This is a genomic window from Stenotrophomonas sp. NPDC077421, assembly GCF_049545505.1.
GTDB lineage: Bacteria > Pseudomonadota > Gammaproteobacteria > Xanthomonadales > Xanthomonadaceae > Stenotrophomonas > Stenotrophomonas nematodicola.
On record NZ_JBMWDP010000047.1, the window covers coordinates 13,428 to 27,151 of the forward strand.

Consider the following 13,724-nt stretch of genomic DNA (forward strand, 5'->3'; position numbering starts at 1 on the left):
GGCAGGGGTTCCGGTAGGGGCTCAGGCCTGCCGGCGCTCGTGGCGCCACAGCACATCGCCCTGGCCATCGGCGCGCGCCAGCACGCGCGCGAGCACGAACAGCAGGTCCGACAGGCGGTTGAGGTAGCCGATCGCTTCGACGCGCACCGGTTCCAGGGCGGCCAAGGTGACCGTCTCGCGCTCGGCACGGCGCACGATGGTGCGGGCCAGGTGGCAGCGTGCGGCGGCCTCGCCACCGGCGGGCAGAATGAACTCCTTCAGGGCCGGCAGGTCGGCATTGAAGTGGTCCAGCCGGGCCTCCAGCGCCTCGATGTCGGTGGCATGGATGGCGGCATGGCCGGGGATGCACAGCTCGCCGCCGAGGTCGAACAGCTGGTGCTGGATCGTGGTCAGCAACGCGCGTACGTCGTCCGGCAGCGCAACCGCCAGCAGCACGCCCAGCGCCGAGTTGGCCTCGTCCACGGTGCCGTAGGCCTGGACCCGGGCGGCATCCTTGCGCACGCGGCTGCCATCGCCCAGGCCGGTGCTGCCATCGTCACCGGTGCGCGTATAGATGCGGGAAAGGCGATTGCCCACGGTGGCTCCGGCGCTCAGTGCAGGATGTCGCGGCGCGCCTGCAGCAGCTTGGCCACCTGTTCGGTGGCCAGCTGCAGCGCCGCAGCCAGGCCGACGTAGATCGCGGCGGTGCGCAGGTAGGGCAGGTACCAGTCGCCGTAGTTGCTGGCCCAACCGGCCAGGGTCGGCTGGGACACGTTGGCGCTGGTCCAGTAGAAACCGCCTTGGGCAAACAGGTGGCAGACCGCCACTGCGGCCACCAGCAGCAGTGCGCCCTTGCCCAGTGCCGCCCAGCTCGCGCCCCGATAGTGCTGGCGCAGCAGCATGCCGCCGGCCCACAGTGCGAAGTAGGCCGGCAGCAGCATCCAGGTGCCCGGCGAGACGCAGTAGTGCTGCAGGTAGGCCATGCCGGCGCTGCGGATCACCAGGACGTCCACCAGCAGGGCCAGCGCCATCAGCAGCGGGAACGCCCAGCGCGTCCAGGCGCGCAGGTAGAACCCGCCGAGGAAGAACACCGCCCATGAGGCATCCGGGGTCGCGGCGAAATGATTGACCCGTGTGGCCGCCATCAGCAGCACGAGCACGGACAGGACGAAGGCGCGTTGGGCGGTGGAGGTCATGGCGGCGACGGGAGGGGATTCAGCATCCATTCTAGCCCCGGCCCGGCCCGGCCGGGCGCACCGGACACGATGGCCGCTACGGCGGGGCGGCGCGGACCGCAGTGGCCGCTTATCATGGCGGCATGAGTGAACGACATGATGTGGTGATCGTAGGCGGTGGGCTGGTCGGTGCCAGTCTGGCCATCGCGCTGGACCGCGCCGGACGCGACGTCGGCCTGGTGGAAGCTACGCCTGCGGGGACGCTGCCGGCCGTGTTCGACCAGCGCAACCTGAGTTTTGCCGCCGCCACGGTCAACGCGTTGACCGCATTGGGCGTGATGCAGCGGCTGGCCACCGGCACCGGCGCGATCACCCGCATCCACGTCAGCCGCGCGGGCGATTTCGGCCGCGTGCAGATGGAGGCGGCGCAGTACCAGCGCCCGTGGTTCGGTCAGGTGGTGGTGGCGCGTGATTTCGGCCAGGCGCTGGAAATCCGCCTGGACGAACTGACCCGCCTGACCCGCTACCGGCCGGCCCGCTTCATCCGCCTTGGCGAAACGGTCGACGGCTACCGCCAGGTCTTCATCGCCGATGACGGCGGCGAGCGCTGCCTGCTGGCGCGGCTGGTGGTCGGCGCCGATGGCACCCGCAGCGGCGTCCGCGACGCGCTGGGCATCGGCGTGGACGATCATGATTTCGAGCAGACCCTGTTCGTCGCACGGGTACGCGCGGCGCGCGCGCCGGACGGCACGGCCTACGAGCGTTTCACCGACACCGGCCCCACGGCGCTGCTGCCGCGCGGCGACCGCCACTACGGTGCGGTGCACGGGGTGGCCCGCGCGCAGGCCGAGGCGGTACTGGCGCTGGACGATGCCGCCTGGCTGCAGCGCCTGCAGGACGCGATCGGCTGGCGGGCCGGACGGCTGCTGGAGAGCGGCCCGCGCAGCGCCTACCCGCTGATCCAGGTACTGGCGCAGTCGCTGGTGGGTGAGCGGGCGGTGCTGCTGGGCAATGCCGCGCAGACCATCCACCCGCTCGGCGCGCAGGGCTTCAATCTGGGCCTGCGCGATGCGCTGACCCTGGCCGAACTGGTGGGCGCTGCCGGTGATCCGGGCAGCGATGCCCTCTTGGCCGCGCACGTGGCCCGCCGCGCGGAAGACCGCGCGCAGACCATCGCCTTCTCCGGTGGGCTGGCCCGGCTGACCAGCAACCCGGCGCCGTTGATGCGGCCGTTGCGCAGCCTCGGCCTGCTGGCCGCGCAGGCCACGCCGATGCAGTCGATGCTGGTCGGCGGCGCGATGGGGTTCCGCGGCGAGGTGCCGGCGCTGTGCCGGGAGGGCGCCGCATGAGCCGGCGTGCGCGCGATGTGATCGTGGTGGGCGGCGGCGTGGTCGGGGCGACCTGCGCGCTGGCGCTGGCCGATGCCGGGCTGGAGGTGACCCTGGTCGAAGGACGCGAGCCGGCACAGTGGCAGCCGCAGCAGCCGGACCTGCGCGTGTACGCGTTTGCGCCCGACAACGCGCAGCTGCTCCAGTCGCTGGGCGTGTGGCCAGCGGTCAGCCGTGCGCGGGCGTGTGCCTATCGGCGCATGCGGGTCTGGGACGCGGCCGGTGGCGACGAGCTGCGGTTCGATGCCGATCGCCTCGGCCGGCCGCAACTGGGCTGGATCGTCGAGAACGATCTGCTGGTCGACCGCCTGTGGGCGGCGCTGCCGGCGGCTGGCGTGGAGGTGTGCTGTCCCGCGCGCGTGGAAGCACTGGAGCAGGACGCACAGGGCGTGCGGCTGCGGCTGGAGGACGGCCGTCGCCTGGAGTCTTCGCTGGCCATCGCCGCCGATGGCGCCGAGTCCACGTTGCGCCGGCTGGCGGGGCTGGAGGTCGCCCGCCAGGACTACGGCCAGCGCGGCGTGGTGGCCTATGTGGACACCGAACACGACAACGAGGCCACGGCCTGGCAGCGTTTCCTGGTGACCGGTCCGCTGGCCGTACTGCCGATCGGTACCCACCGCAGTTCGATCGTCTGGACCTTGCCCGACGCAGAGGCCGAGCGTGTGCTGGCCTTGGACGATGCGGCGTTCGGGCAGGAACTGACTGCGGCCTTCGCCGGTCGACTCGGGCGGATGAAGCCGGCCTCGCGGCGTGTGGCCTTTCCGTTGCGCCGCCAGTTGGCGACCGCCTACATGACCGGCCGCATCCTCGCACTGGGCGATGCGGCACACGTGGTGCATCCGCTGGCCGGGCAGGGGGTGAATCTGGGCCTGCGCGATGTGGCCGCGCTGCGCGCCCTGTTCCGCGATGCGCGGCAGCGCCGCCAGGACGGGATGTCGCCGCACCGGCTGCAGCGGTGGGCACGCGAACGACGCAGCGAGAACACCGTCGCCGCCTATGGCTTCGATGCCATCAACACGGTGTTCTCCAACGATGAGATGCATCTCACCCTGGCGCGCGGCCGCGCGCTGGGGTGTGCCGGCAAGCTGCCGCCACTGGTATCGATGTTCTGGAAGCGCGCGGCCGGGGTGTGACGCCGGCCGCGTGAGCGGGGGCCTAGTCGGCCAGCCAGCCGGCGAGGTCGGCGCGGTCGAGCCTGCCGCGACGCTTTACATCCAGGGCGCTGAATTCATCGGCCAGCGCGGGATTGGCCTGTGCCTCCTCGCGGCTGATGAAACCGTCGCCATCGCTGTCCAGTGCCTGAAAAGCAAACCGGTACTGGCCAATCACGGCCACCGGCTGCACCGACCGCACGGTGATCTCGGCCTCGCCGGCCGGCGCAGGCAGCGTCACCTGATGGGTGACCTTGCCCTGTGCCAGCGGTTGGGTGCGCACGCTGACCGGCACGTCGCGCAGCGGTTCGCTGATGGCCGGCGGCGGAGCAGGGGTCTGGGCAAACACTACGCCTGGCACCCACAGAAACAGGACCAGGCTGGAAAGACGTCGCATCGCGATCTCCAAGAAAAGGGGGCCGCCGCGCGGGTCAGCGCAACGGCGACGCCAGCACCGTGATTTCCTCGCGGTCGTGGTACAGCTGCTTGGCACGCACCACCAGCGGCTTGTCTGCCTGCGCCTGGAACAGTTCCAGACACATGCGGGTCTCGTCCCAGCGCTTCTTCATCGGCAGCTTGAGGTTGAAGATCGCATGCCGGCACCAGCCCTCGCGGAACCAGGTGGCCATGCGTTCGGCGACCCGGCGCGGTTGTTCGACCATGTCGCAGACCATCCAGTCCAGCGGCGTCTCCGGCTGCCAGTGGAAGCCGTCGGCGCGCAGGTGCTCGACCAGGCCGGTCTCCAGCACATGGTCGCGCAGCGGGCCGTTGTCGACGCTGATCACGTGGACGTGCTGGCGGGTCAACACCCAGGTCCAGCCGCCGGGTGCGGCGCCAAGGTCGGCCGCGCGCATGCCCGGCACCACCAGCTTCTCGCGCTCTTCCGGCGTCATCAGGGTGAGCAGCGCCTCATCCAGCTTCAGTGCCGAGCGCGAGGGCGCATCGGGCAGCAGTTTCAGGCGCGGGATGCCCAGCGCCCACGGCGCGCTGTCGCGGGTGTCGGCGACGCAGACAAAGGCATGGCGCCCGTCCACGAACACGATGTGCAGGCGCGGCAGTGCGGTGTTGGCCTTGTCGGTCAACAGGCCGGCCTTGCGCAGTGCGGGGCGCAGCGCATTGCCGAACGCGCGGGCCAGGCCGGCCAAGGGCTTGCCTTCATCGGAATCCGGGTGCTCCACCCACATGTCACCGAACCGCTGCTGGCCCTGCAGCGCGGCCATGATCGGGGTGATGCGGTCGGCCGCGTCCAGCTGCGGCAGCTCGGCCAGCACCACCAGCTTCTGCCGCGCGAAGATGAGCGAACGCCACGGCAACGCCTTGGACAGGGCGGCGCCTTCCCCGGTGGCGAACAGCACGTAGCCATCGTTGCGCTGGGTACGCGCATACCCGGCAATGCCCGCATGGGCGGCGCGCTCGGACAGTTCAGCGGCCAGTTCAGGCTCGAAGCCCTGGCGGCACAGACACAGCAGGCCGGTCATCGAATCGCGCCCGAGGCGCGGCGGTCAGTAATGCGCACCGTTGGTCTCCCCGTACTGGCGCAGCACGGCGCGTGCCGCGTCGCGCTCGATGTCGCGCACAACCTCGATGCCGCGCTGGTTGAGCTCGCCCACCCAGTCTGCCGGCAGTGGACCTTCGTCGAACGCGGTGAGTTCTTCCACATCCTGTGCGCTGGCACCGATCAGCAGGCGGTCAATGCCGGCCCATACGGTCGCGCCATAGCACTGGCAACAGGGCTGGGACGACGTGGCGAGCGTGACCGGGCTCAGTACGTCGTTCAACCGCGGGGTCTGCAGGCGCTGCTGGGCCAGCATGTAGGCCATGTTTTCGGCATGCGCCAGCGAGGTGTTGTGCGGCACCACGCGGTTGACGCCGGCGGCGATGACGCGGTCGTCCGGGCCGAACACCACCGCGCCGAACGGACCGCCGGTCTGCGCCTCGACATTCAGGCGCGACAGCTCGATCGCCAGCGCGACCTTGTCGGCATCGCCGGGATAGGCGCGGCTGAGATCGATCCGGTCGTGGATCCAGGCGGGCAGGGTGAGGTGGACTTGCGCGTACAGCATCGGGGCGTGGGCCTCTTCTGGGATGGAGCAGCGGCAGTGTATCGGGCCGTGCGTAGGGATGCCGTGTCCGCGCTGAACGCGGCCACGGGCCTGCCGGCGCCGAGGGTGCGCCGGTTGCGGGGATGCCGGGGCGGATGCCCTGCCGGTGCAGGGCGCCGCTGGACGGAGGCCGGTGCCAGGCACCGGCGCGGATGGCTTACGCCGACCAGGTGTCGCGCAGGGTCACGCTGCGGTTGAACACCGGGGTGGCCGCGGTGTGGTCGCGGCGATCGGCAACGAAGTAGCCGGTGCGCTCGAACTGGAAGGACTGCTCCGGAGCGGCGCTGGCCGCGGCCGGTTCGACATAGCCGGCAACGGTGCGGCGCGATGCCGGATTGAGGTGATCGCGGTAGGTCTTGCCGTCGGATTCGTCGTCCGGGTTGGGGACCGAGAACAGGCGGTCGTACAGGCGGATTTCCGCCGGCACCGCGTGCACCGCGCTGACCCAGTGGATGGTGCCCTTGACCTTGCGGTTGGCGCCTTCCATGCCCGGACGCGATTCCGGGTCCAGCCAGCCGCGCAGCTCGATGATGGCGCCGTTGGCATCCTTGATCACCTCATCGCAGCGGATGATGCCCGCACCGCGCAGGCGCACTTCGCCGCCCGGCACCAGGCGCTTCCAGCCCTTCGGCGGAATCTCGGCGAAGTCCTCGCGCTCGATCCACAGCTCGCGCGCGAACGGCACCTCGCGGGTACCGAAGGCCTCGTCCTTGGGGTGGTTGGAGAAGGTCAGCGTTTCGGTGTGGCCCTCCGGCAGGTTGGTCAGTACCAGCTTGACCGGATCGACCACCGCCATGCGACGCGCCGCAGCGCCGTCGAGGTCTTCACGCAGAGCGCCTTCGAGCACGCTGAAATCGATCAGCGAGTTCTGCTTGCTGATGCCCACCCGTTCGGCGAACAGGCGCATCGCGGCCGGGGTGTAACCGCGGCGACGCAGGCCCTGCAGGGTCGGCATGCGCGGGTCTTCCCAGCCATCGACCAGCTGCTCGGTGACCAGCGCCATCAGCTTGCGCTTGCTCATCACCGTGTAGTTGATGTTCAGGCGCGAGAATTCGATCTGGCGCGGCTTGGCCGCTTCGCGCGGCAGCCCGCGCTCCACCAGCGGCGCGGTCAGCGCGTCGTCGTGCGCGAAGTCCACGTTGTCCACGCACCAGTCGTACAGCGGGCGGTGGTCTTCGAACTCCAGCGTGCACAGCGAGTGGGTGATGCCTTCGAGCGAGTCGCCCAGCGCATGCGCGAAGTCGTACATCGGGTAGATCGGCCAGGCGTTGCCGGTGTTCTGGTGCTCGACGTGCTTGATCCGGTACAGCGCCGGGTCGCGCAGGTTGATGTTGCCGCTGGCCATGTCGATCTTGGCCCGCACGGTGCGCGCACCGTCCGGGAACTCGCCGGCGCGCATGCGCGCGAACAGGTCCAGGTTCTCTTCCACGCTGCGCTCGCGGAACGGCGACGGGCGGCCCGGCTCGGTCAGGGTGCCGCGGTAGGCGCGCACTTCCTCGGCCGACAGGTCGCACACATAGGCCTTGCCGTCGCGGATCAGCTTCTGTGCGGCCAGGTAGTACGCATCGAAGTAGTCCGAGGCGTGGCGCAGCTCGTTCCACTCGAAGCCCAGCCAGCGCACGTCGTCCTGGATCGCCGCCACGTACTCGGGGTCTTCCTTGGCCGGGTTGGTATCGTCGAAACGCAGGTTGCACACGCCGCCGAACTCACCGGCAATGCCGAAGTTCAGGCAGATCGACTTGGCATGGCCGATGTGCAGGTAGCCGTTGGGCTCGGGCGGGAAGCGCGTCTTGATTGCGGCATGCTTGCCGGCGGCCAGGTCCTCGCGGACGATCTGACGGATGAAATCCCGCTTTTCGTGGGTTTCCGGAAGGGCGTCGGTGGGGGCGGCGGTAGGCTCGGACATGATGCGCGGTCGCAGTCTGAAAGGCAGAAAGACCAACAGTTTAGCCTGTCGCACGGCGACAGGCTAAACGGCAGGTGCCGACGGTTGGTCGGCACGGCTTCAGCCCTCGGGGGTATGCTGGGCCGACCCCGCCGGAGCCCGCCCATGCACGTGATCTACCAGGCCGACAACCTGTTCGATGCCCACCTGGTCAAGCATGCCCTGGAGGACGCCGGCATTCCGGCCTTCGTGTTCGGCGAATCGCTGCTGGGCGGCATGGGCGAGCTGCCGCTGTTCGGTGTGCTGCGGGTCTGCGTGCCGGACCTGGCCCGCCCGGAGGCCGAGGCGATCGTGGCCGGCCTGGACTTGGGCGGACCGCAGCACGACCCCATATTCGACGATGACGAAAGCGCCGGTCTCTTGCCGGCCTAGGAGACCGCCATGTTGGGAATTGCCAAGGGCCTGTTGGGCATCGGCGCGTTCAAACAGCGCCTGCCGCGCCCGGACGAGGCCCTGCCGGGCCGGGAGCATCCCCTGCCGCTGCACAACCAGCACTACGTCAACAGCCACCCGCTCAAGGACGGCTTTGCCGGCCTGCAGCGCATCCGCGTGGCAATGGGCTGCTTCTGGGGGGCCGAGCGCACGTTCTGGACCTTGCCGGGCGTGTACTCCACCTCGGTGGGCTATGCCGGCGGAGTGACCCCGAACCCGACCTACGAAGAGGTCTGTTCCGGCCTGACCGGGCACACGGAGATCGTGGAGGTGGTGTTCGATCCCGCCATCATCAGCCTGCCTGAGCTGCTGCAGGTGTTCTGGGAGAACCACGACCCGACCCAGGGCATGCGCCAGGGCAACGACACCGGCACCCAGTACCGTTCGGCGATCCACGCCACCAGCCAGGCCCAGCACGAGGCGGCGCTGGCCAGCCGCGCCGCCTACCAGCAGCGGCTGACCGAGGCCGGGTTTGGCGCGATCACCACCGACATCGTCTTTCCCGCCCCTGCGTATTACTACGCCGAGGACTACCACCAGCAGTATCTGGCCAAGAACCCGAACGGCTACTGCGGCATCGGCGGCACCGGCGTCAGCTGCCCGATCGGGCTGGACGCGTAGAGCCGGGCTCTGCCCGGCTGCTTCATGCAGTTTGGCCAACAGCCCGTTGCCAATGGTTCCCTGGCGTTGGCGGGACGGTGCGGGTTTGCGGGGGACGCCGTGAATCCGTCCGTGGAGGCTAAGTCGCAGCATCCATGCTGCTCATTCCCCCGCAAACCCGCCCCGACCCGCCTTTGATGGTTGGCTGGTTGCCACGGGAAGAGCCGATGCAACGTCAACGTCAACGGCGTCTTCGTTACCGCACCCGATGAATTCTTCCGGGGAGCCGGCCAGCGGCCGGCACCACGTTTTCCTGGCCGCCTCGCGATCATGCATGGGGGCGGCGCGCCGGCTGCCCCGGCCGATATGAACCAAAGCGCCGCTGTTGCCAGGATCTCAAAAAAGAAGCGGGACGCATGCAATCACTGCATCCGTCCCGTCCTTGAACCACCCGAACAACACGCCGCTTACAGCCGGTCGCGGATCGTCTGGCGCAGTGCCTCCAGGTCCTTGGCGAACGCATCGATGCCGGCGGCCAGCTTCTCGGTGGCCATCGGGTCGGCGGCCAGGTCGGTCGCGAACCGGGTGGCGTCGATCGGCGGCGCGGTGACCGCTTCGACCGCGCCGGCGACGAGCCTGCGCGGCAGGTCGCCGTGGTCGGCGTCCAGCTTCTCCAGCAGGTCCGGCGAGATGGTCAGGCGGTCGCACCCGGCCAGTGCCTCGATCTGCGCCGTCGAACGGAACGACGCGCCCATCACCACCGTCGGCGAGCCGCGGCGCTTGAACTCGGCGTAGACGCCGCGCACGAACACCACGCCCGGATCGTCGTCGATCGTGGCCGGGGTCTGCCCGTTGGCGACGTACCAATCCAGGATGCGGCCGACGAACGGCGAAATCAGGAACGCGCCGGCCTCGCTGCAGGCCAGCGCCTGGGTCGGATTGAAGATCAGCGTCAGGTTGCAGTCGATGCCTTCGCTCTGCAGCTGGCGCGCGGCTTCCACGCCGGCCCAGGTCGCGGCGATCTTGATCAGCACCTTGCTGCGCGGCACGCCGGCGGCCTCGTACATCGCGATGAACTGGCGTGCCTTGGTCACCGTGGCCGCCGTGTCGTGGGCCTGGTCGGCATCGACTTCGGTCGACACCCGGCCCGGCACCAGCGTGCTCAGCAGCGTGCCCACGCCCACGGTGAGACGGTCGGCGACGGCATGCACGATGGTCTCGCGCTCGCCGGTCTGCTCACGGCCCCAGGCCAGCTCGCGTTCGATCAGGTCCGCGTACACCGGCAGGTCCAGCGCCTTCTTCACCAGCGTCGGGTTGGTCGTGCAGTCGACCGGCTTCAAGCGCTTGATCGCCTCGTAGTCGCCGGTATCGGCCACGACGACGGAGAGATCACGCAGCTGGGTGAGTTTGGACGGAGAAACGGTGTTCATTGCCACTCCTGGAGGGGACGGAAGAACCGGCGCGCAACGCAGCGCGGTTCAGGAATTCGGGTTGTGGACGGCGGTGACGCGCAGGCGCAGCTTGCGGCCGCCCGGGGCATCCCAGTCCATGCTCTGGCCGACCGACAGGCCCAGCAGGGCGGTGCCCACCGGCGCAAGGATCGAGACCTTGCCCTGTTCCACGTCGGCTTCGCGGGGGTAGACCAGCGTCAGGACGTGCTTTTCGTTCTGCAGCTCATCTTCGCACTCCACGCGCGAATGCATCATGACGGTGCCTGCGGGCATCGCGTCCGCTGCCACCACCGTGGCACGGTTGAGCTCCTGGGCAAGCGCGAGCGCGGCCGGCGTCTGGCCGACGGCGGGGGAGTCAAGCATGGCTTCCAGGCGATCCATATCGTGGCTGGAAACAATGATCGACGGCGGCAGTCCGCTGGATGTGGACATGGTGAAGCTCCTTGCGTATTTGTGAATGGCCCATGCAAAAGGCGGCGCCTGCTGGCGCCGCCTGGTTCTATTGTGCTGACAATCGCAGGCGGATGCGACCCGTGCCGATCCACCTGCCCGTCGGGTGGTTCAGCCAGCCTCAGGCCGGCCGCTGCGGGACGACGGCCGGCAGCACGCCGCTGTCGCCGGCCTGCAGCGTGAACAGCTCCTGCGGCAACCGCTTGAACTGCTGGGCGAGCTGATCCAGGAAGCCGCTCATGGCCGAGCTGCGGCGCCAGGCCATCGCGATGCGACGGCTGGGGCGGTCGTCGCCGTTGAAATCCAGCAGGCGGATGTTCTCCGACCGCGGTACCGGCGGCTTGACCGACAGCGTCGGCATCAGAGTGATGCCCACATCGGCGGCCACCATCTGGCGCAGGGTCTCCAGGCTGGTGGCACGGAACTCGGATTTTTCGTTGGCACCGAACAGGCGGCACACCGCCAGCGCCTGGTCGCGCAGGCAGTGGCCGTCTTCGAGCAGCAGCAGCTTCTGCGCCGACAGCTCCTGCACATCCAGGTGGTGGCGCCGTGCCAGCGGATGCTTGCCCGATACCGCCAGCAGGAACGGTTCCTCGAACAGGAACTCGGCGTGCAGCTGGTCATCGTCCAGCGGCAGCGCCAGCAGGGCCGCATCCAGCTTTCCTTCGCGCAGGCGGGTCAGCAGCTCGTCGCTTTTCTCTTCCACCAGCAGCAGTTCCAGGTGCGGGAAGCGCTCGCGGATGTTGGGGATGACGTGCGGCAACAGGTACGGGCCAAGGGTCGGGAAGATGCCCAGACGAACGGTGCCCGCTTCAGGGTCGCGGCTGCGTCGTGCAGCCTCTTTCATCTGCTCTACTTCGGCAACGATCGTGCGTGCACGCGCTGCCGCTTCCACGCCGGCCGGGGTCAGCATGACCTTTCGCGGCGCACGCTCGACCAGTGGCAACCCCAGCTCGTCCTCCAGCTTGCGGATCTGGGTGGAAAGCGTGGGTTGGCTGACGAAACAGGCGGCAGCGGCGCGGCCGAAGTGGCGATGGTCGGCCAGGGCCACAAGATACTTCAGATCACGTAGGTTCATCCTTAGACCTCTAGGGGTATGGACCGGGTGATGGCGTGGTTTACCCAGCGGGCAGAAGACGCTCCCGATGCAGCCGGGAGCGACGCAAATCAGGCAGCTTCGGCGACAGCGCCGCTGCTCTTGGGAACGGAGGTGCGGATCAGGTGATCGAAGGCGCTCAGTGCGGCGGTCGAGCCGGCCCCCATCGCGATGACGATCTGCTTGTACGGAACGGTGGTGCAATCTCCTGCTGCGAATACGCCCGGAACGCTGGTCTGGCCACGGTCGTCGATGAGGATTTCGCCGCGCGGAGAGAGCGCCACGGTGTCCTTCAGCCACTCGGTGTTGGGAAGCAGGCCGATCTGCACGAAAATACCTTCCAGTTCGATCCGATGCGCATCGCCGCCGATACGATCCTGATATACCAGACCACTCACCTTCTGCCCATCGCCCAGGACTTCCTGGGTCAGGGCGCTGGTGATGATGGTGACGTTGCCCAGGCTGCGCAGCTTCCGCTGCAGGACCTCATCGGCGCGCAGTTTGTCATCAAATTCCAGAAGGGTCACATGCGACACGATGCCGGCCAGGTCGATGGCCGCCTCGACGCCGGAGTTGCCGCCGCCGATCACCGCCACGCGCTTGCCCTTGAACAGCGGACCGTCGCAGTGCGGGCAATACGCCACGCCCTTGTTGCGGTACTGCTCCTCGCCCGGCACGTTCATCTGGCGCCACCGTGCGCCGGTGGACAGGATCACCGAGCGCGACTTCAGCGACGCGCCGTTCTCCAGCTGGACCTCGACCAGGCCGTCATCACCGGCCGGCACCAGTGCGGTGGCGCGCTGCAGGTTCATGATGTCCACCTCGTACTCGCGCACATGCTGTTCCAGGGCGGCGGCGAGCTTGGGGCCTTCGGTTTCCTTGACCGAGATGAAGTTCTCGATGGCCATCGTATCCAGCACCTGGCCACCGAAACGCTCGGCGGCCACGCCGGTCCGGATGCCCTTGCGCGCGGCGTAGATCGCCGCTGCGGCACCGGCCGGGCCACCGCCGACGACCAGCACGTCGAACGGCGCCTTGGCGGCGATCTTCTCGGCGTCGCGTTTGCCCGAGCCGGTGTCCAGCTTGGCCACGATCTGTTCCAGGCTCATGCGGCCCTGGTCGAACACGTCACCATTGAGATACACGGTGGGCACGGACATGATCTGACGCGCCTCGACCTCGGCCGGGAACAGCGCGCCGTCGATCGCCACATGCTGGATGCGCGGATTGAGCACCGCCGCCAGGTTCAGCGCCTGCACCACGTCCGGGCAGTTCTGGCAGGACAACGAGAAATAGGTTTCAAAGCGGTAGTCGCCGTCCAGGTTGCGCACCTGTTCGATCAGCTCGGCAGTGGCCTTGGACGGGTGTCCGCCCACCTGCAGCAGGGCCAGCACCAGCGAGGTGAACTCGTGCCCCATCGGCAGCCCGGCGAAGGCCAGGTGGATGTCCTGGCCCGGGGTGGTCAGCGCGAAGGAGGGGGTGCGCTCGCTGCCATCGCGGCGCACGTCCAGCTGGATCTGCGCCGACAGGGTGGTCAGGGTGTTGAGCAGCTCCAGCATCTCCTGCGACTTGGCGCCATCGTCCACGTGGGCCGTGATCTGGATCGGACGGGTGACGCGTTCCAGGTAGGTCTTGAGCTGGGACTGGAGGTTGGCATCCAACATCGAAAAAACTCCTTGATTCAGGCAAGGGGACAGCGTCGACGAACCCCGAAGGTGCATCTGCGCAGCAGGGGGGTGAACCGAAGCGGGCGCGTGGCGGCACCGGCTTGGGTTCACCCCCACTCCCGTCGAAGCGGGAATGGGGATGAGGCGTTGCTTAGATCTTGCCGACCAGATCCAGCGACGGGGTCAGGGTCTTCTCGCCTTCCTTCCACTTGGCCGGGCACACCTGGTTCGGGTTGGCGGCGGTGAACTGGGCAGCCTTGAGCTTGCGCAGCGTTTCGGAGACGTCAC

General features: G+C 68.6%; 14 protein-coding genes and 1 pseudogene. 4 read left to right on the top strand and 11 right to left on the bottom strand.

What is annotated here, in order from left to right; all coding sequences use genetic code 11:
• Positions 1-21: 21 nt before the first annotated feature.
• Together ACPEH1_RS18500 and ACPEH1_RS18505 are read right to left on the bottom strand one after the other, a co-directional pair.
• On the bottom strand, positions 22-576 hold the full coding sequence (locus ACPEH1_RS18500; RefSeq protein WP_423716170.1) for a cob(I)yrinic acid a,c-diamide adenosyltransferase: 555 nt from the start codon (positions 574-576) through the stop codon (positions 22-24).
• Between the two features lie 14 nt (positions 577-590).
• A complete protein-coding gene (locus tag ACPEH1_RS18505; protein WP_017356474.1) occupies positions 591-1,175 on the bottom strand; it encodes a hypothetical protein in 585 nt (194 codons plus the stop codon).
• A 122-nt stretch (positions 1,176-1,297) separates the two neighbouring features.
• Here ACPEH1_RS18505 and ubiH point away from each other — a divergent pair, with 122 nt between their 5' ends.
• Together ubiH and ACPEH1_RS18515 are read left to right on the top strand one after the other, a co-directional pair.
• The gene (ubiH, locus tag ACPEH1_RS18510) at positions 1,298-2,503 is read left to right on the top strand and encodes a 2-octaprenyl-6-methoxyphenyl hydroxylase (RefSeq protein ID WP_136003731.1); all 1,206 of its coding nucleotides are present in this window, start codon (positions 1,298-1,300) and stop codon (positions 2,501-2,503) included.
• Positions 2,500-3,675 carry a UbiH/UbiF family hydroxylase gene (locus ACPEH1_RS18515; RefSeq protein ID WP_313275670.1) on the top strand — a complete coding sequence of 392 codons (1,176 nt, stop codon included), beginning with the start codon at positions 2,500-2,502 and terminating at the stop codon, positions 3,673-3,675. The genes ubiH and ACPEH1_RS18515 overlap by 4 nt, the downstream gene beginning before the upstream one ends.
• A gap of 22 nt (positions 3,676-3,697) precedes the next feature.
• On the opposite strand, the gene ACPEH1_RS18520 is transcribed toward ACPEH1_RS18515, so the two are convergent.
• The 4 genes from ACPEH1_RS18520 to ACPEH1_RS18535 form a co-directional block, all read right to left on the bottom strand.
• Positions 3,698-4,090, bottom strand: coding sequence for an EF-hand domain-containing protein (locus tag ACPEH1_RS18520; RefSeq protein WP_423716171.1), 393 nt, complete (start codon positions 4,088-4,090; stop codon positions 3,698-3,700).
• A 34-nt stretch (positions 4,091-4,124) separates the two neighbouring features.
• Positions 4,125-5,171, bottom strand: coding sequence for a 23S rRNA (cytidine(2498)-2'-O)-methyltransferase RlmM (rlmM, locus tag ACPEH1_RS18525; protein WP_017356600.1), 1,047 nt, complete (start codon positions 5,169-5,171; stop codon positions 4,125-4,127).
• A 24-nt stretch (positions 5,172-5,195) separates the two neighbouring features.
• Positions 5,196-5,756 carry a nucleoside deaminase gene (locus ACPEH1_RS18530; protein ID WP_017356601.1) on the bottom strand — a complete coding sequence of 187 codons (561 nt, stop codon included), beginning with the start codon at positions 5,754-5,756 and terminating at the stop codon, positions 5,196-5,198.
• 196 nt (positions 5,757-5,952) lie between these two features.
• Positions 5,953-7,701, bottom strand: a complete 1,749-nt coding sequence (locus tag ACPEH1_RS18535; RefSeq protein ID WP_423716172.1) for a glutamine--tRNA ligase/YqeY domain fusion protein — start codon at positions 7,699-7,701, stop codon at positions 5,953-5,955.
• 144 nt (positions 7,702-7,845) lie between these two features.
• Between ACPEH1_RS18535 and ACPEH1_RS18540 the strand changes: the two genes are divergently transcribed.
• Together ACPEH1_RS18540 and msrA are read left to right on the top strand one after the other, a co-directional pair.
• Positions 7,846-8,112, top strand: a complete 267-nt coding sequence (locus ACPEH1_RS18540; protein WP_017356603.1) for a DUF2007 domain-containing protein — start codon at positions 7,846-7,848, stop codon at positions 8,110-8,112.
• 30 nt (positions 8,113-8,142) lie between these two features.
• A complete protein-coding gene (msrA, locus tag ACPEH1_RS18545) occupies positions 8,143-8,793 on the top strand; it encodes a peptide-methionine (S)-S-oxide reductase MsrA (RefSeq protein ID WP_313243017.1) in 651 nt (216 codons plus the stop codon).
• 446 nt (positions 8,794-9,239) lie between these two features.
• Here msrA and ACPEH1_RS18550 read toward each other — a convergent pair whose 3' ends face one another.
• The 5 genes and pseudogenes from ACPEH1_RS18550 to ACPEH1_RS18570 form a co-directional block, all read right to left on the bottom strand.
• On the bottom strand, positions 9,240-10,202 hold the full coding sequence (locus ACPEH1_RS18550; RefSeq protein WP_136003735.1) for a transaldolase: 963 nt from the start codon (positions 10,200-10,202) through the stop codon (positions 9,240-9,242).
• A gap of 48 nt (positions 10,203-10,250) precedes the next feature.
• Positions 10,251-10,655: a nucleoside diphosphate kinase regulator gene (gene rnk, locus ACPEH1_RS18555; protein WP_017356606.1), complete on the bottom strand. Its 405-nt coding sequence runs from the start codon at positions 10,653-10,655 to the stop codon at positions 10,251-10,253.
• Positions 10,656-10,794: 139 nt separating this feature from the next.
• Positions 10,795-11,751: a DNA-binding transcriptional regulator OxyR gene (gene oxyR / locus ACPEH1_RS18560; protein WP_017356607.1), complete on the bottom strand. Its 957-nt coding sequence runs from the start codon at positions 11,749-11,751 to the stop codon at positions 10,795-10,797.
• Positions 11,752-11,840: 89 nt separating this feature from the next.
• On the bottom strand, positions 11,841-13,433 hold the full coding sequence (gene ahpF / locus ACPEH1_RS18565; protein WP_017356608.1) for an alkyl hydroperoxide reductase subunit F: 1,593 nt from the start codon (positions 13,431-13,433) through the stop codon (positions 11,841-11,843).
• Between the two features lie 154 nt (positions 13,434-13,587).
• Positions 13,588-13,724 (bottom strand): annotated as a pseudogene (locus ACPEH1_RS18570) (peroxiredoxin); the annotation flags it as partial.

Bases quoted from the DNA above. Each gene is read 5' to 3' on its own strand.
- rlmM (WP_017356600.1), bottom strand. From the start codon at position 5,171: ATGACCGGCCTGCTGTGTCTGTGCCGCCAGGGCTTCGAGCCTGAACTG.
- ACPEH1_RS18535 (WP_423716172.1), bottom strand. From the start codon at position 7,701: ATGTCCGAGCCTACCGCCGCCCCCACCGACGCCCTTCCGGAAACCCAC.
- oxyR (WP_017356607.1), bottom strand. From the start codon at position 11,751: ATGAACCTACGTGATCTGAAGTATCTTGTGGCCCTGGCCGACCATCGC.
- ACPEH1_RS18515 (WP_313275670.1), top strand. From the start codon at position 2,500: ATGAGCCGGCGTGCGCGCGATGTGATCGTGGTGGGCGGCGGCGTGGTC.
- ubiH (WP_136003731.1), top strand. From the start codon at position 1,298: ATGAGTGAACGACATGATGTGGTGATCGTAGGCGGTGGGCTGGTCGGT.
- ACPEH1_RS18550 (WP_136003735.1), bottom strand. From the start codon at position 10,202: ATGAACACCGTTTCTCCGTCCAAACTCACCCAGCTGCGTGATCTCTCC.
- ACPEH1_RS18530 (WP_017356601.1), bottom strand. From the start codon at position 5,756: ATGCTGTACGCGCAAGTCCACCTCACCCTGCCCGCCTGGATCCACGAC.
- ahpF (WP_017356608.1), bottom strand. From the start codon at position 13,433: ATGTTGGATGCCAACCTCCAGTCCCAGCTCAAGACCTACCTGGAACGC.
- ACPEH1_RS18505 (WP_017356474.1), bottom strand. From the start codon at position 1,175: ATGACCTCCACCGCCCAACGCGCCTTCGTCCTGTCCGTGCTCGTGCTG.
- ACPEH1_RS18520 (WP_423716171.1), bottom strand. From the start codon at position 4,090: ATGCGACGTCTTTCCAGCCTGGTCCTGTTTCTGTGGGTGCCAGGCGTA.
- rnk (WP_017356606.1), bottom strand. From the start codon at position 10,655: ATGTCCACATCCAGCGGACTGCCGCCGTCGATCATTGTTTCCAGCCAC.
- ACPEH1_RS18540 (WP_017356603.1), top strand. From the start codon at position 7,846: ATGCACGTGATCTACCAGGCCGACAACCTGTTCGATGCCCACCTGGTC.